The following is a 22,963-nucleotide window of genomic DNA, read 5'->3' on the forward strand; positions in this document are numbered from 1 at the left end:
CACCAGGCCCGCGGCGTCCGCCTCACGACCCGACCTCCCCGGTGTCGTGCAACACCTCGCCGCGCAGCACCGTCCGCAGGCACCGCGGCAGCTCCACGTCGTCCTCCAGCACCGGCAGCGCCGGCACCCGCGAGCGCGGGTCGGTGGACCACCGCTGCACCCGCGCGTCCGGCGCGGCCACCACCAGCTCGCCCGCCGACCACACCGCGTAGGTCGCTGGCGCGCCCGGCACGAGCGTCCCGGTCAGGCCGTCGTCCACGCCCGCGGCGCGCCACCCGCCGCGGGTGTGCGCGGTGAACGCCGCCCTCGGCGACACCCCGAACCCCTCGGTGCGGTGCCGCACCGCCGCCCGCACCGTCGCCCACGGGTCCAGCGGGGTCACCGGGGTGTCCGACCCGAACGCCAACGTCACGCCCGCGGCGGCCAGCGCGGCGAACGGGTTGAGCCGGGTGCCCCGCTCCGGCCCCAGCCGGTGCGCGTAGAGCCCGTCGCCGCCGCCCCAGGCCGCGTCGAACAACGGCTGCACCGACGCGACGACGCCCCAGCGCGCCAGCCGCGCGGCCTGGTCGGCGTCGACCATCTCCAGGTGCTCCAACCGGTGTCGGCGCGTCGCCAGCGCCGGGGCGCCCACCTGGGCCTCGGCCAGCGTGAAGCCCTCGATCACCGCGGCGACCGCGGCGTCGCCGATCACGTGGAACCCGGCCTGCACGCCCCGGCGGGTGCACGTCACCAGGTGATCGGCGATCGCCTCCGGCTCCAGGTACAGCGCTCCGCACGTGTGCGGCGCGTCCGCGTAGGGCTCGCGCACCGCCGCCGTCCGCGACCCCAGCGCCCCGTCGACGAACAGGTCGCCGGCCAGGCCCCGCACGTCCAGGGGCGGCGCGGTCTCCGCCAGCTCGCCCCAGTAGCCGACCACCTCGGGCATGCCGGGGTCGCCGGACAACGCCATCAACGCCGCCAGGTCCTCCACGCCCGAGATGTCCGGGCCGGCGCACTCGTGGACCGACGCCACGCCCCGCGACGCCGCGTACCGCAGGAACGCCTCCTGCGCCGAACGCCGCTGCGCCACGGTCACCGAGTCGCGGATCGCGCGCCGCACGTGGTGGTGCGCCTGCCGGCTCAGCGGTCCGTCCGGCGAGAAACCGGCCTCCTGCTTGGCTTCCGGTGCCAACGCCAGCAGCGCGCTGCTCACCAGTGCGGAGTGGACGTCCACACGGGACAGGTAGACCGGCACGCCGCCGACGACCTCGTCGATCTCGGCCCGTGTCGGCGGGCGCTGCTCCGGCCAGGCGCTCTCGTCCCAGCCGTGCCCCCACACCGGCGCGTCGCCGTGGGCGGCCACGTGCTCGCGCAACCGGAGCAGGCACTCCCGCAGCGAGCCGCAGCCGGCCAAATCCAGGCCGATCAACGCCAGTCCGGCCGAGGTGGCGTGCACGTGGGCGTCCACGAACGCCGGCGCCACGAACGCGCCGTCCAGCCGGACCCGCTCGGCGTCCCCGTACAGCGCCAACCCGACGCTGTCCTGACCGACCCACACCACCACGCCGTCGCTGACTGCCATCGCGGTCGCGTCGGGCGCGCCCACCGAGTAGATCCGCCCGCCCAGCAGCAGCGTGGTCGAGCCCCCATCCGTGTTCACCGGCTTCACCCTGTTCGTTTCTTTCACACCTGCGGAGTCTGCCGTTCGCGCGCCTCGAAGACCTCGCGCACCCCCGGCTCGGAACGCACCAGCCCCAGCGCGAACTCGGCGTGCCCGGGCACGAAGCCGTTCCCGATCAGCATCTCCACGTCCGTGGCCAGGCCTTCGGCCCCCAGCGCCGCCGCGGAGAAGGAGGTGGCCATGGCGAAGAACACGACGGTGCCACCGTCCACTGTGGTCAGGATCGCGCCGTGCTCGCACCCGGCGACGTCCACGCACACCACCGTCACCTCGACCCGCTCGCCGACGGCGGTCGCCACCGCCAGCGGGTCCCGCGCGTCGGCCACGACGACCTCGTCGGCCAGTCCCGCGGCGCGGACCCGCGCGGCCTCGGCCTCGGTCGGCACCACCGCGACCAGTCGCCGCGCCCCGGCCCGCCGGGCCGCCGCCAGCGACAGCGTCCCCGACTTCCCGCCGCCGCCGAGCACGCACACCGCCGGCGCGCGCCCGTTCGTGCGGGCCTTGCGCCGCACCACCCGGTCGGTCAGGGCCGGCGCGCCCGCGACGTCGAGGACGGACAGGGCGAGCGAGTCCGGCAGGTCCGGCGGCAGCACGGCCGCGATCGACCGCCCGAACAGCACCGCGGTCCCCCGGCAGGGCACCTGCTCGGAGGCGCCGTCCCAGTCCACCAGGCCGTCGGTGATCCGCAGCGGGGTCAACGTCAGCGACACCATGGTCGCGACGCGGTCGCCCACCCGCAGTCCCAGGGGGGAGCGCTCCCCCACCTCGCGCACGGTGCCCAGCAGCATCCCGCCCGAGCCGGTCACCGGGTTCTGCATCTTGCCGCGCTCGTCGACGATCTGCAGCACCGCGTGGCGGAGCGCGGCCGCGCTGATGTGCGCCTCCCGGAGCTGGCGGTAGGACGCGGCGTCGAGGTTGAGCCGTTCGACGTCCACGACGACCTCGTCCGGCCACGGTCGGGGGTCCGGGTCGAGCCGCCACGCCTGTTGCGGAAGAACCCCGAAGGGTTCGAGGACCCGATGCAGTCCGTAAGGGGACGATTCCATGGCGTCAGTCTGTCCCGACCGCGACTCCGCCGCCTCCGTCACGTCCGCCTCCGAAAGATTTATGGCAAACCGGGCCGCTAGCAGCATAATCTTTACGGGACATTGAGGGCTAGGAGAACTTATGACTGCGCTTCACGAAGCAGCGGCCACCCCGGAGTACACCCGAGCCACCGTCTCCGACGTCATCGCGCTGAGCGACCAGCAGCCCTACGACTACGCCCGACGCGAACTCGTCGAGCCGGACTGGCGACGGTTCCCCGGCTGGCGGGACGTGACCGAGGCCCAGTGGCGCGACGCGCAGTGGCAACGGGTGAACTGCGTCAAGAACGCCAAGCAGCTCCGCGCCGTGGCAGGTGACCTGCTGGACGAGCGGTTCTACGACGACCTGGCCGCCGACCAGACCCAGATGGCGACCATGTCGACCCTGCTCCCCCCGCAGATGCTCAACACCATGGCGCCGAACGCCGACCCGACCCCCGAGGCGTTCACCGCGGCCTTCTACGCCGACCCGATCCGCCGCTACATGCTTCCCGTCCGCTCCGACCGCCACCCCGACTGGCCCACCCACCCGCTGGCCACCCGCGACTCGCTGCACGAGGCGGAGATGTGGGTCGTGGAGGGCCTCACCCACCGGTACCCCACCAAGGTCCTGGCCGAGATGCTGTCGACCTGCCCCCAGTACTGCGGGCACTGCACCCGCATGGACCTGGTCGGCAACTCCACTCCCCAGGTCGACAAGCACAAGCTCGTCCTGAAACCCGTCGACCGCCAGGAGCAGATGCTCGACTACCTCAAGCGCACCCCGGGCGTGCGCGACGTGGTGGTCTCCGGCGGCGACGTGGCCAACGTGCCGTGGCACCAGCTGGAGTCGTTCCTGATGCGCCTGATGGACATCGACTCCATCCGGGACATCCGGCTGGCCACCAAGGCCCTGGCCGGACTGCCGCAGCACTGGCTGCAGCCGCGCGTCGTGGAGGGCCTGGAGCGGGTGGCCCACACCGCCCGGCGCCGGGGCGTCAACCTCGCCATCCACACCCACGTCAACCACGCCCAGTCGGTGACGCCGCTGGTGGCCGAGGCCGCCAGGACCGCGCTGGCGGTGGGCGTGCGCGACGTGCGCAACCAGGGAGTGCTGCTGCGGGGGGTCAACGCCACCCCCGGCGACCTGCTCGACCTGTGCTTCGCGTTGCAGGGCGAGGCGAACATCCTCCCCTACTACTTCTACATGTGCGACATGATCCCCAACGCCGAGCACTGGCGGGTGGCGGTGTGGGAGGCCCAGGCGCTCCAGCACGCGATCATGGGCTACCTGCCGGGCTACGCCACCCCGCGCATCGTCTGCGACGTGCCCTACGTGGGCAAGCGGTGGGTGCACCAGGTCGCCGAGTACGACCGCGAGCGCGGCGTGTCGTACTGGACGAAGAACTACCGCACCCACATCGAGCTGGACGACGCCGATGCCCTGACCAGGCGTTACCCGTACTACGACCCGATCCAGACGTTGCCGGAGGCTGGCCAGCAGTGGTGGCGCGAGCAGCCCGAGGGCTGAGGCCGCCGAGGGTGGCCGAGCCGACGGGCACGGGCTGACACCCGGCCGACACCGGCTGGCGCGGCCGCGGAACGCACGACGAGGGCGGGGACACCAGTCCCCGCCCTCGTCGCTGTTCCGTTCCCGTCACCGCCCCAGCACTGTCCACACAGGACTCAACGGGTCGGGAGGGCCGCTTTCTTTCAGCCGTCCGGTCAGCCTTCTTTCACAGGCAGTCGACGTCGTGCAGGCCGGGCCAGACCGGATCGCCCCGGCGGCCGCTGATCCGGAGCACACCGTCGTCCCCGCTCCACCTCAGCTCGAAGGTGCCGGAGGTGAAGGGCCGGTAGCCGTCGTCGGCGGTCCAGGAGCTCACCTTCCGCCCCAGGCCGAACGGCTCCACGACGTAGACGTCGCCACGGCCCCCGAGCAGGAAGGCCGTCTCCCGCACGAGGACCCGGCAGCCCCCGGCGCTCTCCGAGGGGAGCAGGTAGTAGTGCGAGGACAGGTCGCGCAGACCACCGATCACGCTCCCCACCACGGCCACGAGGCTCAGCGGGACGATGATCCAGGGGGACAGGGCGCCGTGACCAGCCAGCGGAACCGTGCCCGCCGGCTGACGTCGACGTGCCACGCGGGCGATGATCCTGAGCACCAGGGCGGCGAGGAGCAGCGCGCCGGCCAGCGCCCAGTCGGGGATCGCCTGTCCCAGGACGACCAACAGCACACCGCTCCAGTGCGCGGCGACGGCCACCGCGGCGAGCAGCACGCAGAGGGCGGCGGCCAGCCGCCACCGCATCGGCCGGTCCACCCCGTGTTCCTGAAGCAGCATCAACACTCCCCAGTTGTCCACGCCCGTGGCGCGGGCCCTCCGCGAACGCGCTTCCCGTCCGGCTCCTCCGGCCTCGCGGTGACGGCCTTCCTACCGGAAGTCGTCGGCGTGGTCCTCGGCCCACTCCCGGAAGGTCCGCGCGGGACGCCCGAGCAGCCGCTCCACCGTGTCGGTCACGCGCTCGGGAGTGTCCACGAACGACTCGTACGCCCGCAGCCTGGCGTCGACGAACGCCGCGTCCCCGATGGCCGCCGTCATCCCCGCCCGCGCGACCTCCACCGGCAGGTCCTCCCACCGCACCTCGCGCCCGACCACCTCGCCCACGGTCCGGGCCGCGTCGGCGTGCGTGATCGCCTCGGGACCGGTGAGCACGTACCGGGCGCCGTCGTGCCCGGGGGTGGTGAGCACGTGCACCGCGACGTCGGCGATGTCGCGCTCGTGGATCAGCGAGCGGGCCGCCCGGCCGAACGGGCCGCGCACCACGCTGTGCCGCAGCTGGTCGCCCCACAGCAGCACGTTGGTGGCGAAGTCGACGGGTCGCAGGAAGGTCCAGGCCACCCCGGACTTCCTGATCAGGCGCTCGATCTCCTGGTGGTAGGAGGTGGCGGGCTCGTCGTCGGCGAGGTCGGCGACGTCGGTCGACAGGTACACCACGTGCCGGGCGTGCTCGGCGACCAGGCGCACCACGGCCGGCTGCACCGGGATGCCGGGCCACATCAGGTAGACGCCGTCCACGCCGCGCAACGCGGGCTCCAGGGTCCGGGGCGAGGACAGGTCGCCGGCGAAGGCCGTGACCCCCTCGGGCAGTGCGGCGCGGTCGGGGTCGCGCACCAACGCGCGGACGTCGTGACCCGCCTCGACCAGGGCGGCGACGACGTGCCTGCCGATGCTGCCGGTCGCGCCGGTCACCAGGTACGTGCTCATGCAACGACCGTAGATGATCGGTCCAACTCCGATCCCGGACCGTGGCCGCGGCCACATCGGACAGTCGGGACCTCCCGGTCCCGCCGCGAGTTGCGGGCCCTCTGACGTGCCCTGATGCTGGTCTGCGGGCCGAACCGGCCGAACCGGCCGAAGCGATCGGAAGGCGGCGGACGATGGCAGGTGTCAACATCAAGCAGAGCGGCCGGCTGTTCCTCGCCAACGGCGCGCGGAAGTGGTACGCCTTCACCTGGAACGGGAGCACGCTGCCCAGCCACTGGATCCGGCCGTCGGTCAACCACAACCAGTTCAGCGCCCGTCAGGCCCAGCTCCGGTACGTCGAGGAGCGCGTGCTCTGGGACGCCAACGCGCAGTGGCCACCAGCGTGGGCGCTCAATCTGGAGGGCATCCAGGGCGACTCCGAGTTCCTCTTCACCATCGTCGTCGTGACTCCGTGAGCGGAACGAGCGGAACAGGGGTGCACCATGCGCGTTCACGCGGCGTACCAGAAGGACGGACGCATCGTCGCCATCGCGGAGATCGTCGAGGACGGCGACGAGCGGCTGGCCGTCCGACTGCTCCCCGACGACGAGCACGAGGTCGTCGAGGTCGAGGTGCCGAGGGAGTTCGACGACAAGCCCTTCGCCGAGCTGGTCGAGAGGTTCCGGGTGCGGTCGGGGCCGGAGGGGCCGACACTCACCCCGCGTTAGAACCCGCTCGGGCAGTCCCGGATGACGACGGCCCGGCGCCCCCTCTGCGGGGAGGGCGCCGGGCCGTCGTTCGCGATCAGACCACAGTAGACGGAGCTCGGAGCGCACCCGCAAGCCGTTGGCGCGCCTACTCCCGACCGACGTGCCCGTGGGCAGATGGTGTCCTTCCTGACGACTTCCCTGTCAGACAGCGACAAGCGCCTCCCGACGCCACGTCGTTGGCTCAGCGTGGGGCGAACCTCTCGAAGGCCTCGGTCATCCGCTCGCGCTTCGAGGCGGTCCACTGGTGCCCGGCGTCGTCCAGCACCACCAGTTCCGCGTCGGGCCAGACCCGGGCCAACTCCCACGCCGTGTCCACCGGACAGCTCAGGTCGAGGCGACCGTGGATCAGGACACCCGGGATGCCCGCCAGCCGTCCCGCGTTCCGCAGCAGAACGCCGTCCTCCAGCCACGCCCGGTTCGCGCTGTAGCGCGCGCAGATCCGCACGAACGCCACGAGGTCGCGCGTCGGCTGGTCGCTGTAGAAGTTCGCCTTGCCGCCGGGTTCGAGGGAGACCACCGCGTTCTCCCACTCGCTCCACGCCACCGCCGCCCGCTCCCGCACGAGCGGGTCCGGGTTCTCCATCAGGCGCGCGTAGGCGGCGACCAGGTCGCCGTCGCGCTCAGCTTCCGGCACTCCCGCCCGGAACCGTTCCCACGCCTCCGGGAAGAACTGCCGCGCTCCCCGGTAGAGCCAGTCGATCTCCGACTGCCGGGTGGTGGTGACCGAGGAGATGATGATCTCCGACACCCGGTGCGGGTACTGCTGCGCGTAGGCGAGGATCAACGTCGACCCCCACGACCCACCGAGCAGCAACCAGCGGTCAACGCCCAGGTGTTCCCGCAACCGTTCCATGTCGGCCACGAGGTGTCGCGTGGTGTTGTGGCTCATGTCGGTGGCCGGGTCGCTCGCGTGCGGCGTGCTGCGCCCGCACCCCCGCTGGTCGAACAGCACCACGCGCCAGCGGTCCGGGTCGAAGCCCTGCCGCATCCTCGGCGAGCACCCCGAACCCGGACCCCCGTGCACGATCAGGACTGGTTTGCCCTCCGGGTTCCCGCAGGCCTCCCAGTACACGAGGTTGTCATCGCCCACATCGAGCATCCCGTGCGCGTACGGCTCGATCACCGCTCCCCGCTCGGCCACGTCAGATCCCCTTTCGCCAGCGACAGAACGACAGGGCTGCAGTCCAACACACCGGGGCGACACCAATCACGGGAGAGCGCTCAAGCAGGATCTCCGCAACCGTCTACTATGGACAAAGGTGAGGTGCGCCCCGGCGGACCTGGCTCTACTCCTGGGTCTGGTCGTCCCACAGGTCGGTGCCGTGCGCGTCGACCAGTGCGCGGACGCGGGCCAGGAACTCTCCGCTGGGGAGCGGGTCCAGTCGTCGCCCGTCCCGCAGTCGCACCGCCACCTGGTCGGCCGCGGTCTCCTTGGCCCCGACGACCGCCTGGTACGGCACGAGTCGCGCGACGCGGATCCGCGCGCCCAGACTTCCGTGCTCCGGGCCGACGACCCTGGCCCGCAACCCCTGGTCGAGGCACCGCTCCACCAGCGCGGCGGCGGGCGGCAGCTCGGCGTCCGAGATCGGGAGCACGACCACCTGGGTGGGCGCGAGCCAGGCGGGGAAGGCCCCGCCGTGCTTCTCGACGAGGTGCGCGACGGCCCGCTCCACGCTGCCGATGACGCTGCGGTGGACCATGACCGGGCGGTGCTTGGCGCCGTCCGGGCCGACGTAGTGCAGGTCGAACCGCTCCGGCTGGTAGAAGTCGACCTGGACGGTGGACAGGGTGGCCTCGCGGCCGGCGCTGTCGGCGATCTGGACGTCGATCTTGGGGCCGTAGAAGGCCGCCTCCCCCGCCACCGACTCGTAGGGCACGCCGGCCTGGTCCAAAACCTCGGTCAGCACGGCGGCGGCGCGCTGCCACATGGCGGGGTCGACGACGTACTTCCCGCCCTCACCCGGCAGCGAGAGCCGGTAGCGGACGGGCTCGATGCCCAACGCCGCGTACGCCGCGCGGATCAGGTCCAGCGCGGCGCGTGCCTCGTCGGCGACCTGGTCCAGGGTGCAGAAGATGTGCGCGTCGTTCAGCTGGATCGCGCGCACCCGGGTGAGCCCGCCCAGCACGCCCGAGAGCTCCGAGCGGTACATGGTCCCGAGCTCGGCGATGCGCAGGGGCAACTCCCGGTAGCTGTGGGAGCGGGACCGGTAGATCAACGCGTGGTGCGGGCACAGGCTCGGCCGCAGGACCACCTGCTCACCGCCGAGGTCCATCGGGGGGAACATGTCCTCGCTGTAGTGCGACCAGTGCCCCGAGATCTCGTACAGCTCGCGCTTGCCCAGCACCGGTGAGTACACGTGCTGGTAGCCGGCCCGGCGCTCCACGCCGCGGATGTACTCCTCCAGGGTGTGCCGCACGGCCGCCCCGTCGGGCAGCCAGTAGGGCAGCCCCGCGCCCATCAACGGGTCGCTGTCGAACAGGTCCAGCTCGCGGCCGAGCCTGCGGTGGTCGGGCATGGTGGCCTCCTCGTGTTGGCGAGGCGAGTGACCACAAGACGAAGCCCCGGGGCACTCGCCCCGGGGCTTCGGACTGAAGACAACTCTCAGCGCGCCGGGACGTCCACCGGCGTCGTCGTCAGACCTGCGCGCTTCATGCCTTCCACCGTAGCAGACCCGGCGCGGTGCGAAATGATCAGTGGGCGCCGTCCTGGTTCAGCCGGGCCGCGGGCGTCCGGGGCCCGAAGACGCGGTCGAGCTGGTGTCGTCCAGGGCCAGCGCCTGCTCCGGATTTCGCTGTCCCAACAGGACAGTGGACTGCGGACCGTCCACACCGGCCAGCGGGAGTCAGCGGGTCCGGGAACGGTCAGGAGCGGCGGATCACCACATCGCCCATTCCCGTGCGGCCCCGCACCTCGACGATCTCGTCGGACGGCGCCGGCCCCTCCGCGGTGGACAGGGAGTTGTACACGCGCCCGGTCCCGGAGGCGATGTCGAGGCGGGCCGCCGTGCCCTCGCGGATGCCCAGTTCCAGGTCGCCGCACGCGGTCTCCATGACGACCGCGCCCCGCACGACCTCGCCGACCCGGACGTCGCCGTTGGCGGTCTTGGCGACGACCCCGGCGTGGGTCCTGTCGACCGTGAGACGTCCGTTGGCCCCGTTCATCCGCAGGTCCCCGCTGATCTCGCCCAGCCAGCTGTCGCCGTTGGAGTTCTTGATCACCGCCGTGCCGTCGACCCGCCGGACCCGCACCTCGCCGCTGCCGGTGGTGATCTCGACGTGGCCGGTCGCGCGCTCCACGGTGACGTCACCGCTGGAGGTGTTCACGTGCAGTGGGCCGGTGTCCTGGAGGTGGACGTGCCCCATGCTGGTCCGGAACCGGCACTCCCCGAGCTCGCCCTGGGCCCGGAAGTCGCCCATGGCCGCCGTGCAGTGGACCTGCGAGCCCGCCGGCAGCTCGATCACGACGTCGACCGAGCCCACCTTGCCGAACAGGGTGTTCCGCTTCGAGGTTCGCACCAGCAGCCGGCCCTGGGCGTACTCGACGCGGGTCCGGTTCACGGCCTTGGCGTCGGCCTCGCTCGCGGAGTCGCTCGGGCGGACCTCGACGGTGGTGTCGGCCCGGTCGCCCGCGATGATCAGGAGATCGCCGACGACGAGCTCCGCGGTGGCGGAGATGGGCTCTGGAGTGGCGAAGGTCGGCATGGCTGTCCCCCGTGCTGGGTCGGTGGGCGGGCGTCGCGCTGGTGAGTCGAGGTCCGTCTTGTGGCCACGGAGGCGGTCCTCCGCCGGACGTGGCTAGCGCACCCAGCCGGTGTAGTGCTGCTTGCCGCGGGGCGTGCCCCGCTCGGGCCGCTGGGAGCGGTCGTCGGGCTCCACCGTGGCGGCGACGGCCCGGACGAGCCAGGTGTTGACCGAGAGACCCTCGCGGGCCGCGGCCTCCTCCACCCGGGCCTTGAGGTGTTCGGGCAGCCGGAAGTTGATGCGGGCCGTGGCGCCGTCGTCGCCGCCGGTCGGCACGGGCGGCAGGGACGGGGCGCCGGCCGGCGCGCCCTCCCTGGCGTCCTCCTCCATGAGGCGGTCCACCGGCGGCGGGGTCACGACGAAGCTGGGGTCGAGCCCGCGCAGTCGGAGGTCGACCGAGCCGGGCGCCAGGTCGCGGGTGATCTCGTCCGCGGCGGCGGACAGCACGTTGAGCAGGATGAGCCGGACCGCCGACTCCAGCGGCGCGGCCAGCCGCTCGGCGAGCGCGCGGGCCTCCTCGCCGCCGGCGTCGGCGGCAACCGCGAGTTCGCGACGGAGGTTGTCGACGTACGGCGTGAGGTCCATGGCATCACTATGGCACCGTTATGGCACCATGGCAAGTTTCGCGGGCGTACCCGGCCTCAGGCCCCCGGCCTCCGGCTCGGGGGGCGAGCAGTTCTGACCACGCCGAAGATCTCGGGCGGCGAGCCGGACTCCGCACCGCCGCGCCGAGGATTCCACACTGTCCACAAAGGATTTCCTCGACCCCGCGCTCCGCGGCACCGAACCCCATCCCCCGCGCGGGCCGCACGACGTCCGGCGCCTCGGCCTTGCGTTCAAGTCGACTTGAACCGCAAGGGTGATCGCGACGGATCGACCGATCGGATCAGCGAAGAACGGGGTTGGGCATGCGAACACGACACGTGCCGGCACTGGTGGTCGGGGCGGGGCCGGTGGGCCTGTCGACGGCGGTGTTCCTCCATCACTGGGGCGTGCCGGCACTGGTGGTCGACAAGCGGGACCCGACGTCGGCGCCAGCCCGGGCCAACATCAGCCTGCGGTCCCTTGAGGTGTTCCGCTCGGTGGGGATGGGGCCGGCGCTCGACGAGGTCGCGTGGCGCGGTGGTCCGCCGATGCGGACAGTGCACAAGGACAGCGGACTCGGAGCCACCCAACGGTACGGCGGACTCCCCGCCGAGTACCTGCGGCGGCTCGACACGTGCAGTCCCGTCGACGCTCACCAGCACCTGACCCAGCGGGAGGTGCAGCAGGTGGCGTTGCGCCGCCTGCCCGACGAGGCGGTGTGTTTCGGCTTGCGGCTGCTGGACTTCTCCGCCGACGAGGACGGCGTCCGCGCGCGAGTGGTCGACACCGCCACGGGCGAGGAGCAGGAGATCACCGCCGAGTACCTGATCGGCGCGGACGGAGCCCGGAGCCGGACACGGGAGCTGCTCGGCGTCACCGTCCCCGACCGGGAGGTCCTCGCCCGCCTCCACACGGCGTTCTTCCGCGCCGACCTGGGGAACGTCGTGTCGGAGTGGGGAACGCACCTGTGCGTCGTCCGCAACGACAGGGTCTACGCCACGCTCTTCGCCAAGAACGGCGGCGACCAGTGGAGCTCGCACATCATGGACTACCCGGGAAAACCGGACGAACTGGTGGACCTGCCCGAGGAGAAGGTCGTCGAGCTGCTGCGCGCGGCGATCGGGGACGACACGCGGCCGATCGAGCTGCACGGGGCCACCACGTGGGAGGCCGCGCTGGGGATCGCGTCGGCGTTCCGGCGCGGCCGGGTCTTCCTCGCCGGTGACTCGGCCCACGTGCAGAGCTCGGCGGGCGGGCTCGGGATGAACACCGGAATCCAGGACGGGCACAACCTGGCCTGGAAGCTCGCCGCCGTGCTCCGGGGTCAGGCGGCACCGTCCCTTTTGGACAGCTACGAGACCGAACGCCGCAGCGCGGCTCGGGACTCGCTCGCCCTGTCCCGTCGGGCGCACCGGGGCTACCAGGAGCGACACGGCGACCCGCGCCGGATGGACGAGACCATCGCGGTCGACTACCTCCGGGCGATGATGTTCTACCGGTACCGGTCCACGGCGGTTCTCGCGGAGGACACCGAGGACACCACCGACACCGACGACACCGACGGCTCCGTTCTCCGCGACCAGGCGCTGCCCGGCTGCCGGTTCCCCCATCACTGGGTCGACTCCGACCGGAGTCGGGTGTCCACTCTCGACCTGATCGGTTCCAAGTGGACTGTCCTCACCGGACACACGGGCACGCCCTGGCTCTCCGCGGCGGACCTCGTCGGCGCCGATCTCGGCCTCACCGTCGGAGCACACCGCCTCAGTCACCACCAGGGCGACGTCTTCTCCACCCTCACCGGGTTGGCGCCCGACGGGGCCGTGCTCGTCCGCCCCGACGGATTCGTCGCCTGGCGGGCGCCATCTCCTGGCTCCGCGCCGGATCTCGCGCTGCGCCAGGCGCTGGGCCGCGTCCTCGGCCGTGGCTGACATGACGAGCTGAGGCAGAGAATCCAGGCCGGACAACCGGGTGGTCCTGGGGTCACAGCGCGAGCGCGGGGTGGCGACGCCAGGTCGTGGTCGCGGCCTCGATCGCGTGGCCCAGGGACAGCACGCCGAAATCGTCACCCGGGGCTCCGACGATCTGGACGCCCACCGGAAGCCCCTCCGGCGTGAAGGTGAACGGCACGGACATGCAGGGCAGCCCGGCCACCGACATCCACGCGCAGGACCGCATCCACTCCCGGTAGCAGGTCATCGGCGTGCCGTCGATCTCGGTGGGATAGGGCAGGTCGACGTCGAAGGGGACGACCTGGCTCACCAGCGTCACCAGGAACTGGTGTGTGGCGAAGAAGTCCAGCATCCGGTTGTACAGCTCGGTGCGCAGCACGGCGGCGCGTTCGAGGTCGATCGCGGTCACGGCCCGCCCCCTGGCGATCTCCCACCGGACGTTGTCGCCGAGCTGGTCGCCGTACTCGTCGAGCAGCGGACCGTAGACGTAGGCCTGGGCGGAGGCCCGCTGCACGGTGAACGCCTCGTCGGCGCCGTCGAAGTCCGGGCAGGTGTCCACGACCTCGCACCCGAGGTCGAGCAACAGGTCCCTGGCCGGGGTCATGGCGTGGACCACGCGGGGGTCGACGGGCAGGCCGCCCAGGTCGACCGACCAGGCCACCCTCGTCCCCCGCACGTCCCGTTCGACCGGACGCGAGAAGTCCGCCGGTGGAAGGGAAACCGGGCTTCTGGGCGTGGGTTGGGCGATGACCCGCATCTGGAGGGCGAGGTCGCCGACGGTCCGGGCCATGGCCCCGACGGCGGGCAACGTGAAGTGGTCGTTGGTGACCGGCCAGAGCGGGACGCGGCCGATCGAGGGGCGCAGGCCGACGACGTTGCAGAAGCTGGCCGGGTTGCGCAGCGAGCCGCCCATGTCCGAGCCGTCGGCGATCGGCACCATGCCGGTGGCCAGGGCGACGGCGGCGCCCCCGCTGGAGCCGCCGCAGGTTCTCGTGACGTCGTAGGGGTTCCTCGTCGCCCCGAAGACCCGGTTGAACGTCTGCGAGCCGTTGCCGAACTCCGGGGTGTTGGTCTTGCCGAGGGTCACCGCGCCGGCGTCGACCATGCGCCGCACGTGCAGGTCGTCGCGGACGGGAACGTGGGCCTGGTAGACCAGCGAGCCGAAGGTGGTGCGGATCCCCGCCGTGTTGGCCAGGTCCTTGTGCGCCACCGGTAAGCCGTGCAGCGGCCCCAGGCTGCGCCCGCGGGCGATCGCGGTGTCGGCCCGCTCGGCCAACGTCCTGGCGCGTTCCGGAGCGAGGGTGACGATCGCGTTGACCTCGGGGTTGGTCTTCTCGATCTGGGCGAGGTGGGCGTCGAGGACCTCGCGGGCGGACACCTGCCGGGTGACCATGAGCGTCACGAGTTCCCGCGCGGTGCGGAAGACGAGGCCCGTGTCGGGCGACATGCGGTTTCTCCCTGGGATCGCTGGCGTGGGATCGCTGGACGGGGACCGGGCGGGCCGGTGCCGGCATGGCCGGTCGCCCGCCTGGTTTCCGTCCCTCGCCACCAGATCAGGATCGGGGTCCGGAGATCCCGGGGTGTTGGGCGGTGTCGCTCCGGCCTTGGGAACCGAACAGGAACCGAACACCGCCCCCGCGCCGGAAACGGATCGACCGCCGCCGACGACGCTAGGGCCAGCATCGCCACGGGATCAAGGAGGCGTTCGGGGGACGGTGGAGAAAACCGTTTCCCCGCCGAAGGTCCGAAGCACCGTCACGGAAGCACCGTCACGGAAGGACAGTCGCACCGCACGAGGTGACACCCACACGAGGTTTCGGCCCGTTCGGCCCAACAGCGTCCCGGCCCGGCGAGGTCCCGACGGGACTTCGCGGGCCGGTCGGTCACTCCCACACGGCGGCCCGGTAGCTCATGAGCAGACCGCGGTGGAGGTCGTTCTCCAGACGCCGGAACGTCGCGCCGTCCGCGGCCAGGTCCACGACGACGGACAGGGCCTCGTCGTGGCGGTCCCACACCTCGGGCGGCGCCTGGTGGGCGACCAGGCGGTTTCGCGCCGTGTGCAGGAAGACGAGCAGCGCGGAGGCGTCCCCGCGCAGCACGGCTCCGGCCAGACCGTGGAACCGGGCGATGTCGGCGGGTTGACCGAGTTGGGCGATGAACCGTTGAACGGCCACGAGATAGTCACCGAGCACGAGCCCACGACAAACCATGGGCGGACCGTAGCCACCCAGGGCCTACGGTCCCGCATGGCCAACTCAACCGGGTCAACCTTCCTGTCGCCAACCGCCGACGGGACACGGGCGGTGCTCGCTCGTCGGCTGACCGGTCCCGCGATCTGGTCACTCGTCAACCGGGTGTGCCCCGGGAACATCACTCACCGGAGCCCTTCGGCCGTGGCATCAAGTCCGGCTGCCGCCAAAGATCACCAGGAAGCATGACGCCGGACGGGTCCGCCGGCGTCGGCGCACGGCCTCGACCGGTCCGCCCCTCCCCCGTTCCCCCGCCTGTTGCCGTTCGATCCGGGTTCCAGATACCTTCACCATTGAGATGTTATGAACATCTGATGTGAACATCAATGAAGGAGAACGGCTGTGACCAGCCCCAGCCCGGAACTGCCCGAGATCGACCTGACCTCGCCGGAGGTGCTGCGCGACCCCTTCGGGGCCTACGCGCCCGCCCGCGAGCGCTCCCCCATGGCCAAGCTGCTGATCCCCGGCCTCGCCCCGATGTGGGCCGTGACGCGGTATGCCGAGGCGAAGGCGATGCTCAGCGACCCGCGGTTCGCGCTCAGCGCCGACAGCTTCGCCTTCCGCCCCGACGTGCCCGACCACTGCCGCGCCTACATGCGGACGATGCAGGAGATGGAGGGGCCGGAGCACACCCGGTTGCGCCGACTGGTCGCCCCCGCCTTCTCCGCGCGGCGTGCCACCGAGCTCCGCCCCAGGATCGAGCGGATCGTCGACAGGCTGCTCGACGACCTGCCCGAGCACATCGAGAACGGCTCGGTGGACCTGCTGCGGCACTTCGCCCGGCCGCTGCCGATCGACGTGATCTGCGAGCTGGTCGGCATCCCCGAGGACGACCGCCCCCGCTGGCGCGAGTACGGGGCCCACGTCGCCGCGGGCTTCGGCCCGGGGCTGGCCGAGGCCGTGCCCGGGATCATCGACGGCGCGCGGTCGGCGGTCGCCGCGCACCGGGCCACCCCAGCCGACGACCTGGTCTCGACCCTGCTCCGCGTGCACGACGAGGACGGCGACCGGCTCAGCGCCACCGAGCTGGTCACCCTGATCTGGAACGTCGTCCTCGCCGGGCAGACGCCGACGAACCTCATCGCCAACGGCGTGGCGGCCCTGCTCTCCCACCCCGACCAGCTCGCCGCGCTCCGCGCGGACCCGGGGCTCATGCCGCGTGCCGTGGAGGAGCTGACGCGCTGGCGCGGCCCGCAGTTGCTCACCATTCCCCGCCACGCGCGGGAGGACGTCGAGATCGGCGGGGTGCTGGTCCGCGAGGGCGAGGCGATCACCGCCGCGATCGCGTCCGCCAACCGCGACCCGCGGGTGTTCGCCGACCCCGACCGGCTCGACGTCCACCGCTTCCCCGGCGCGGCCGGACACCTCGGTTTCGCCCACGGGCCGCACTTCTGCCTCGGGGCCTCGCTGGCGAGGGTGCAGACCGAGGTGGCGCTCACCGCCCTGCTCCGCCGCCTCCCCGGCCTGGACCTCGCCGTGGCCGCGGCGGACGTGCCACTGGCGGCCGACGGCGGCACCTGGCGTCTGGCGGCCCTGCCCGTGACCCTCTGACATCTGCCGGGCGTCAGGGGCGACGGATCGGTGCGCGGGAACCGGTCGGGGCAGGACGAGTGCCGTGGCCCGACCGGTTTCCCACGGCCAGCGCGATTTCCCCGTCCAGCTCCCGCGGTCGGGTTCGAGGAACGGGAATTCCGGTCGCGTGCCGCGCCGGGCAGTGCCACAGTGCTGGGATGCCCGATGATCACTTTGGCGAGCACGTGGCGGAGCGGTACGACGAGTCCGTCAGCGAGATGTTCGACAGCGCGGAGGTCGACCCCGCCGTCCGGTTCCTGGCCGACCTCGCTGGTGACGGCGCCGCGCTCGAACTCGGCATCGGCACGGGCCGCATCGCGTTGCCGCTGAACCGAACCGGCGTCCCCGTGCACGGCATCGACCTGTCGTCCGCGATGGTCGAGCGGCTGCGCGCCAAGCCCGGCGCGGACCGGATCCCCGTGACGATCGGCGACTTCGCCCACACCCGGGTGCCCGGCACGTTCTCGCTCGCCTACCTCGTGTTCAACACAATCATGAACCTGACGAGCCAGGACGAACAGGTCGCCTGCTTCCGCACCGTCGCCGACCACCTCGAACCCGGCGGCCGGTTCGTGGTCGAGGTCATGGTGCCCGAACTGCAACGGCTGCCGCACGGCGAGAGGTTCCGCCCGTTCACCGTCAGCCCCTCGCGGCTGGGCTTCGACGAGTACGACGTGGCCGAGCAACGACTCGTCTCCCACCACTACCACGTCGTCGACGGCCGCCTGGACGTCATGTCGTTCCCCTTCCGCTACGTCTGGCCGGCCGAGCTCGACCTCATGGCGCGCATGGCCGGCATGACCCCGCGGGAGCGCTGGAGCGACTGGAACCGCCAGCCCTTCACCAACGACAGCACCAAGCACGTCTCCGTGTGGGAGAAGACCACCTCGGTGTAGCACTCCGCCGCGAAGCCGCCGCAGTGTCCACAATGGACACCAAGGTTGCACCACCACGGTCATGTCTCCGATGACCTCCCAGGTCATGGCCGTGGTGACGAGCCGCTGGCTATCCTCGGGCCGTGAACGCGGTGCGACCGGCCCGAGCGGGCTCCCTCCTGCGGGAGTGGCGACAACGACGCAGGCTCAGCCAGCTCGAACTCGCCAACCTGGCGGGCACCTCCGCCCGGCACCTGTCCTGTGTGGAGACCGGGCGCGCCCGTCCGAGCCGGGCGATGGTGCTGCGGCTGTCCGCCGCACTGGACATCCCGTTGCGGGAGCGCAACACGCTGTTGATGGCCGCCGACTACGCGCCCGCGTACCAGGAGAGCAGCCTGGACGACCAGGACATGGCCTCCGTCCGCTCGGCGCTGGACACCATGTTGACAGCGCACGAGCCGTACCCGGCGGTGGTGGTCGACCGCTGCTGGAACGTGCTGCTGGGCAACCGGGCGATGGCCGTGCTCATGGACGGCGTTCCGCCGCACCTGGTGGAGCCGCGGCCCAACGTGTTCCGGTTGGCCCTGCACCCCGACGGGCTGGCCGCGCGACTGGTCAACCTGCACGAGGTCCGGTCCCTGTTCCTGGAACGGTTGCTGCGTCAGGTCAACGCGACCGGAGATCCCCAGCTCAGCGCGCTGTACGAGGAGGTCCGCCAGTATCCCGAGCCGCCAGGGTCAGGCGAGATCAGTGCCGGACCGCCAGTGGGTCCGATCCAGGTGCCGCTGCGCATCCGCTCGCCGCTGGGTGAGCTGTCGATGTTCGGCACGATGGCCACCTTCGGCGCTCCGGCCGACGTGACCCTCTCCGAGTTGGCGATCGAGCTGTTCTACCCGCTGGACGACTTCACGGCGAGGACGTTGCGGGAGCTGGCCGAGCGGGAGCTGGCCGGGCACAGGGCGAGCCGGTAGCGGGTCGGTAGCAGGCCGGCGTCAGTTCACCGGTCGACGGGAGCGATTCCGGGCGCGGCACTCTCGTCGTCCTCCGCGCCCTCGTCGGCCTCCCCGGCGTCCGGGCGGCGCGGAAGCCCGATGCCGATGCCGCCGACGTCGGGGTCGAAAGGGTGCGGTGGCAGGGGTTTCCAGCCGAGGAGTTCCTCCCACCGCTCCAGGTCGAGGTCCAGCAGGTCCTTCGCCGTCTTCTTGGGCGGCACGGCCTTGCCGGCGAGCAGGACGTAGGGCGCGCAGGCGAGGGCGCACCCCCACTCCTTCGCCCCGACCCGCAGGTACCTGCACCCCGCGAAGATCTCCCGGTACCGCACCCCCTGGTTCTGGCCGCAGTACATGATGCTCTTGGCCACGCTGGACAGGTGCCACCACAGCCTCGTGTGCAGCTCCTTGGGGCCGAGGTCGCCCCCCTTGACGACGTCGCAGTCCTCGATGAACAGACTCGCGTCGACGTCCGGGTCCTCGGCGATGGCGATCGCGATGATGGACCACACGTAGGCCGGCCCCCGGACGCTCGCGTCCTTGTTGGCGCAGACGACGTGCGCCCCGGGCGCCGGCGGCAACCGGAGCCGGCTCCGGTCGGTGCCGCCGGCGGTCGCCTCCACCCGGCCGAACAGCCGTTCCGTGGCGTCGAGCAGGGGCGCGACCTCGTAGACGGGAACCCGGCAGTCGGCGGCGACGTCCGGGCCGGGCAGGGTGTCGAGGTCGACCAGGCGCAGCCGCTTCCTGAGCCGGTCCTCGGGCACCCTGACCAGGTCGTAGCCCCACAGCGCGCCGTCGACGCCGCAGAACGAGGAGGCCGTGACCATGTTGATCTGTCCGATGTAGGCGTCGTTCTTCTCGCACCGGTCGTAGGAGACGATGCGCGAGGTGCCCTCGTCCAGGTCCTCGACCGGCACCTTGCCGACCGACAGCTTCATGGTGGCGACGTAGCCGGTTCCGGCGCTGCCGTCGACCGCGGGGCCGACCGGGTTCAGGTAACCCGTGCAGTTCCGCTCGTGCGACCCGATGGCGTTCCCGACCACCTGTTCCAGGCGTTTCCGCACCGCGGGCATGACGACCGCCTTCCCTGTTCCGACGACACTTCGGGCAGGTCGGGGTGTCTCGATGCTAACGAGAAGCCCGCGTCCGCTCAGGAGGAGCGGACACGACCGTGTAGCACCCACACGCTGCGCGAACCCACCGACCCGGGGATGGCGCCGGCCGCGTTGATGATCAAGGGCGCCCGTAGCGGGATGGGTCGATGGCGGTCTGGAGGAAACCTGGAGCCGGTCCGAAGGCGTGCTCCGGAGAGTCGGTCCCGCAACGGGACGGCGTGCGCCCACGTGGTCACGCCGACGACTGGGAGGAACACGATGACCAGGTACGAGGGCAGGAAGGCCGCCGTCACCGGCGCAACGCACGGGCCGGGGCCGGCCACCGCGATCTGCGCCCCGGGCCGGTGAGCGCCGTGCCGACGCGGGTGGCGTCCTTCGATGAGATCGAGGACGAGTTCAACCGGTACGTCAGGGAGATCGTCTACTGCTCACTGATCACAGTGGACAGAAGGGGACGTCCCAGGGCCCGGGTGCTGCTGCCGATCTGGCAGGTGGTCGACGGTCGGCCGGTGGGGTGGATCGCGGCCTACCGGACGCCGGTGAAGACGGCGCACCTCGCGCGCAACCCGCATGTCACGTGCTCGTACTGGAAACCCAGCCAGAACGCGGTCTTCGTCGACAGCGTCGCCGGGTGGGTCGAGGAGGAGCACGTCAAGCGCGAGGTCTGGGAGCTGTACCGGAAGGGCAGCCCGCCGCCCGTGGGCTACGACCCGCGGCACTACTGGCCGGGTGGTCCGACCGACCCGGACTTCGGCCTGCTGCGCATGGACCCGTTCCGCGTGCAGGTCCTGCGCGGAGCGGACCTGCGCAGCCGGATCTGGCAGCCGCCGGACGACGAGGCCACCGCCCTCTGACAGGAGAGGATCATGACAGTGTGGGACGGCACGACCGGCGTGATCGACAGCCCGGACCCCTCCGTGGCCGAACACGTCCGCCGCTACCTCGCCACCGACGGCGCGGACGGCTTCTTGGAAGGAGGCATGACCAACCTGGTGCTGACGACAGTGGGACGCAGCAGCGGCCGGCTGTACCGCACCGGGCTGTTCTTCGGGGAGGACCGGGGCCGTCTCGTCCTGGTCGCCTCGGGCTCGGCCATCAGTCCCCGACACCCCAACTGGTATCTCAACACCCTGGCGCATCCCGAGGTCCACGTCCAGGTGCGCGCGGAGCGGTTCCTCGCGCGGGCGCGGACCACGGTCGGTGCGGAGCGGTCCCGGCTCTGGCGGCTGATGACCGCCCTCGCGCCGGTCTACCACCAGTACGAGGCCAGAACCGCCCGGGAGATCCCGGTGGTCGTCCTGGACCGCATCTGATGCCCCTCTGATTCCCCTTCGAGGCCCGGGCCCCGTCGACAGGCGTCGACGGGGCCCGTTCCTTTTGCGGCACATCAGGGAGATTCCGACGCCGCGCGGATGCGGCCAACCGCCACACTAAAGGCAGGTCAGCGTTTCGGGGGCACGACGAAGGACCGGGATGCGGAGTTCGCATCCCGGTCCCTGTCGCAACCTATCCGTCCTCAGTGGACATATGTGTTCCTGGTCAACGACACATCCTCATGAGGATCTCGGAACTGTCCACATGAGACAGTCTCCGTCAGGCCGCGGCTCCCACGACCTGCTTGTCGGCCTCGACGGTCTCCGGCTCCGGAGCCGCACCCGAGGCCGGGACACGGCGCAGCAGGGTGACGGCGAGCAACCCGGCGCCGGTGACCAGGACCATGGCGACGACGGCCGCGACGTTCAGACCGCCGGTGAAGGCGGCCCGGGCCGGCTCCACCAGGGCCCGGGCGGCGTCGGCGGGCAGGGTCTCGGCCGCGGCGAGGGCGCCGGGCAGGGAGTCGGCCGCCGCCGCGGGCGCGTCACCGGGCATCCGCGCGTGGTAGACCGCGCTGCTGATGCTGCCCATCAACGCGATGCCGAGGGAGACGCCGAGGTCGCTGGCGGTGGAGTTGACCGCGGACGCCGCCCCCGCCTTCTCCTGGGGCGCCGACCCGATCACCAGGCCGGTGGTCAACGCCATGGTCGGGGCGATGCCCGGGTACAGGACGTAGAAGCCGACGATGAGCAGCGGCAGCCCGGCCACGCTCTCGACCTGCGTCAACAGGGCGTAGCCGATGAGGGACGACAGCATGCCGGCGGCCACGACGTAGGCCGGGCGCACCCGGCGCGCGATGATCGGCGACACGGTCGAGACGACCACCAGCGCCACCGCCGCCGGCAGGATCCACAGCCCCGCGGCCAGCGGCGAGAGCCCCGCCACGAGCTGGAGGTACTGGGTGAACAGCAGGTACATGCCGCCGAGCGCGGTCGCGGCGAGCAGGAACACCGACAGCGCGCCGCTGAAGGTCCGGTTGGCGAACAACCGCATGTCCAGCAGCGGGGTCTCCAGCCGGAGCTGCCGGCGCACGAACCACACGCCGAAGGCCGCACCGGCGAGCAGGGTCAGGACCGCCGTGGGGTTCAGGCCGGACTTGGAGAACTCCTTGACGCCGTAGACGAACGGCAACAGGGTGGCCATGGACAGCAGCACGCTGGCGAAGTCCGGCACACCGGTGCCCGGCGCGCGGTACTCGGGCACCAGCAGCGGAGCCGCGACCGCGACCAGCGCCATGATCGGGACGCCGATCAGCAGGGCCGCGCCCCACCAGAAGGACGTCAGCAGCAACCCGCCCACCAGCGGGCCGATCGCCACGCCGACCGAGACGGAGGCGGCCCACAGCCCGATGGCGGTGGCGCGCTGGCGGTCGTCCCGGAACATGTTGCTGATCAGGGACAACGTGGAGGGCATCACCGCGGCCGCCCCAACGCCCATCAGGGCGCGCGCGACGATCAGCGTCTCGGCGTTCGGCGCGAACGCGGCCACCACCGAGGTCACCCCGAAGATCACGGCGCCGAACAGCAGCACCTTGCGCCGGCCGATCCGGTCGCCGACCGTGCCCATGGCGACCAGCAGACCGGCCATCATGAACCCGTAGACGTCGTTGACCCACAGCATCTGCGCGCCGGTGGGCCGCAGGTCGGCCGCGATGTACGGGTTGGCCAGGAACAACACCGTCATCGCCAGGAACAACAGGGTGGTGGGCAGCAACAGCACCGCGAGGCCGAGCCACTCCCTGGCTCCGGCGCGCGGGTGGACGTGTGCGGACATCG

At 71.8% G+C, this 22,963-nt stretch carries 21 protein-coding genes; 9 read left to right on the top strand and 12 right to left on the bottom strand.

The window, feature by feature from the left end; translation table 11 throughout:
* Positions 1-22: 22 nt before the first annotated feature.
* Together BUE43_RS22525 and kdd are read right to left on the bottom strand one after the other, a co-directional pair.
* Complete coding sequence (locus BUE43_RS22525; RefSeq protein ID WP_073486852.1) at positions 23-1,639, bottom strand: amidohydrolase; 1,617 nt, start codon at positions 1,637-1,639, stop codon at positions 23-25.
* Positions 1,640-1,662: 23 nt separating this feature from the next.
* On the bottom strand, positions 1,663-2,706 hold the full coding sequence (kdd, locus tag BUE43_RS22530; RefSeq protein ID WP_073486500.1) for an L-erythro-3,5-diaminohexanoate dehydrogenase: 1,044 nt from the start codon (positions 2,704-2,706) through the stop codon (positions 1,663-1,665).
* A gap of 121 nt (positions 2,707-2,827) precedes the next feature.
* Between kdd and BUE43_RS22535 the strand changes: the two genes are divergently transcribed.
* The gene (locus BUE43_RS22535) at positions 2,828-4,255 is read left to right on the top strand and encodes a KamA family radical SAM protein (protein ID WP_083960031.1); all 1,428 of its coding nucleotides are present in this window, start codon (positions 2,828-2,830) and stop codon (positions 4,253-4,255) included.
* A 205-nt stretch (positions 4,256-4,460) separates the two neighbouring features.
* Here BUE43_RS22535 and BUE43_RS22540 read toward each other — a convergent pair whose 3' ends face one another.
* Both BUE43_RS22540 and BUE43_RS22545 read right to left on the bottom strand, forming a co-directional pair.
* Positions 4,461-5,066 carry a hypothetical protein gene (locus BUE43_RS22540; RefSeq protein WP_073486502.1) on the bottom strand — a complete coding sequence of 202 codons (606 nt, stop codon included), beginning with the start codon at positions 5,064-5,066 and terminating at the stop codon, positions 4,461-4,463.
* A gap of 90 nt (positions 5,067-5,156) precedes the next feature.
* Positions 5,157-5,990, bottom strand: coding sequence for an NmrA family NAD(P)-binding protein (locus BUE43_RS22545; protein WP_073486504.1), 834 nt, complete (start codon positions 5,988-5,990; stop codon positions 5,157-5,159).
* Positions 5,991-6,163: 173 nt separating this feature from the next.
* On the opposite strand from BUE43_RS22545, the gene BUE43_RS22550 reads away from it, so the two are divergent.
* Positions 6,164-6,445: a hypothetical protein gene (locus tag BUE43_RS22550; RefSeq protein WP_073486506.1), complete on the top strand. Its 282-nt coding sequence runs from the start codon at positions 6,164-6,166 to the stop codon at positions 6,443-6,445.
* A gap of 27 nt (positions 6,446-6,472) precedes the next feature.
* The gene (locus BUE43_RS22555) at positions 6,473-6,697 is read left to right on the top strand and encodes a hypothetical protein (RefSeq protein ID WP_073486508.1); all 225 of its coding nucleotides are present in this window, start codon (positions 6,473-6,475) and stop codon (positions 6,695-6,697) included.
* Between the two features lie 223 nt (positions 6,698-6,920).
* Here BUE43_RS22555 and pip read toward each other — a convergent pair whose 3' ends face one another.
* The 4 genes from pip to BUE43_RS22575 form a co-directional block, all read right to left on the bottom strand.
* Positions 6,921-7,880, bottom strand: coding sequence for a prolyl aminopeptidase (pip, locus tag BUE43_RS22560; protein WP_073486510.1), 960 nt, complete (start codon positions 7,878-7,880; stop codon positions 6,921-6,923).
* 145 nt (positions 7,881-8,025) lie between these two features.
* Positions 8,026-9,345 (bottom strand): threonine--tRNA ligase, encoded by a 1,320-nt coding sequence (gene thrS / locus BUE43_RS22565; RefSeq protein ID WP_268844440.1) that lies wholly within the window; start codon positions 9,343-9,345, stop codon positions 8,026-8,028.
* A gap of 256 nt (positions 9,346-9,601) precedes the next feature.
* Complete coding sequence (locus BUE43_RS22570) at positions 9,602-10,441, bottom strand: DUF4097 family beta strand repeat-containing protein (RefSeq protein WP_073486514.1); 840 nt, start codon at positions 10,439-10,441, stop codon at positions 9,602-9,604.
* Positions 10,442-10,534: 93 nt separating this feature from the next.
* The gene (locus BUE43_RS22575) at positions 10,535-11,065 is read right to left on the bottom strand and encodes a toxin-antitoxin system HicB family antitoxin (protein ID WP_073486516.1); all 531 of its coding nucleotides are present in this window, start codon (positions 11,063-11,065) and stop codon (positions 10,535-10,537) included.
* Between the two features lie 323 nt (positions 11,066-11,388).
* Between BUE43_RS22575 and BUE43_RS22580 the strand changes: the two genes are divergently transcribed.
* Complete coding sequence (locus tag BUE43_RS22580) at positions 11,389-12,993, top strand: FAD-dependent monooxygenase (RefSeq protein WP_073486518.1); 1,605 nt, start codon at positions 11,389-11,391, stop codon at positions 12,991-12,993.
* A 52-nt stretch (positions 12,994-13,045) separates the two neighbouring features.
* Here the strand turns inward: BUE43_RS22580 and BUE43_RS22585 are convergent, their stop codons facing one another.
* Together BUE43_RS22585 and BUE43_RS22590 are read right to left on the bottom strand one after the other, a co-directional pair.
* Entirely contained in the window at positions 13,046-14,461 is a 1,416-nt protein-coding gene (locus tag BUE43_RS22585) for an amidase (protein WP_073486520.1), read from the bottom strand.
* A gap of 436 nt (positions 14,462-14,897) precedes the next feature.
* Positions 14,898-15,224: a hypothetical protein gene (locus BUE43_RS22590; RefSeq protein WP_143174320.1), complete on the bottom strand. Its 327-nt coding sequence runs from the start codon at positions 15,222-15,224 to the stop codon at positions 14,898-14,900.
* 381 nt (positions 15,225-15,605) lie between these two features.
* On the opposite strand from BUE43_RS22590, the gene BUE43_RS22595 reads away from it, so the two are divergent.
* The 3 genes from BUE43_RS22595 to BUE43_RS22605 all read left to right on the top strand — a co-directional run bounded on the left by BUE43_RS22595 (position 15,606) and on the right by BUE43_RS22605 (position 18,681).
* The gene (locus tag BUE43_RS22595; protein WP_073486524.1) at positions 15,606-16,814 is read left to right on the top strand and encodes a cytochrome P450 family protein; all 1,209 of its coding nucleotides are present in this window, start codon (positions 15,606-15,608) and stop codon (positions 16,812-16,814) included.
* Positions 16,815-16,993: 179 nt separating this feature from the next.
* Positions 16,994-17,731, top strand: coding sequence for a class I SAM-dependent DNA methyltransferase (locus BUE43_RS22600; RefSeq protein WP_073486526.1), 738 nt, complete (start codon positions 16,994-16,996; stop codon positions 17,729-17,731).
* Positions 17,732-17,853: 122 nt separating this feature from the next.
* Complete coding sequence (locus tag BUE43_RS22605) at positions 17,854-18,681, top strand: helix-turn-helix domain-containing protein (protein ID WP_073486528.1); 828 nt, start codon at positions 17,854-17,856, stop codon at positions 18,679-18,681.
* Positions 18,682-18,707: 26 nt separating this feature from the next.
* On the opposite strand, the gene BUE43_RS22610 is transcribed toward BUE43_RS22605, so the two are convergent.
* Positions 18,708-19,772 (bottom strand): histidine decarboxylase, pyruvoyl type, encoded by a 1,065-nt coding sequence (locus BUE43_RS22610; protein WP_073486529.1) that lies wholly within the window; start codon positions 19,770-19,772, stop codon positions 18,708-18,710.
* A 395-nt stretch (positions 19,773-20,167) separates the two neighbouring features.
* Between BUE43_RS22610 and BUE43_RS22615 the strand changes: the two genes are divergently transcribed.
* Together BUE43_RS22615 and BUE43_RS22620 are read left to right on the top strand one after the other, a co-directional pair.
* On the top strand, positions 20,168-20,668 hold the full coding sequence (locus tag BUE43_RS22615) for a pyridoxamine 5'-phosphate oxidase family protein (RefSeq protein WP_073486856.1): 501 nt from the start codon (positions 20,168-20,170) through the stop codon (positions 20,666-20,668).
* Between the two features lie 12 nt (positions 20,669-20,680).
* Positions 20,681-21,127 carry a nitroreductase/quinone reductase family protein gene (locus tag BUE43_RS22620; RefSeq protein WP_073486531.1) on the top strand — a complete coding sequence of 149 codons (447 nt, stop codon included), beginning with the start codon at positions 20,681-20,683 and terminating at the stop codon, positions 21,125-21,127.
* Positions 21,128-21,407: 280 nt separating this feature from the next.
* Here the strand turns inward: BUE43_RS22620 and BUE43_RS22625 are convergent, their stop codons facing one another.
* Entirely contained in the window at positions 21,408-22,961 is a 1,554-nt protein-coding gene (locus BUE43_RS22625; RefSeq protein WP_073486533.1) for an MFS transporter, read from the bottom strand.
* Positions 22,962-22,963 lie beyond the last annotated feature (2 nt).

The organism is Streptoalloteichus hindustanus, from assembly GCF_900129375.1.
Lineage (GTDB): Bacteria > Actinomycetota > Actinomycetes > Mycobacteriales > Pseudonocardiaceae > Streptoalloteichus > Streptoalloteichus hindustanus.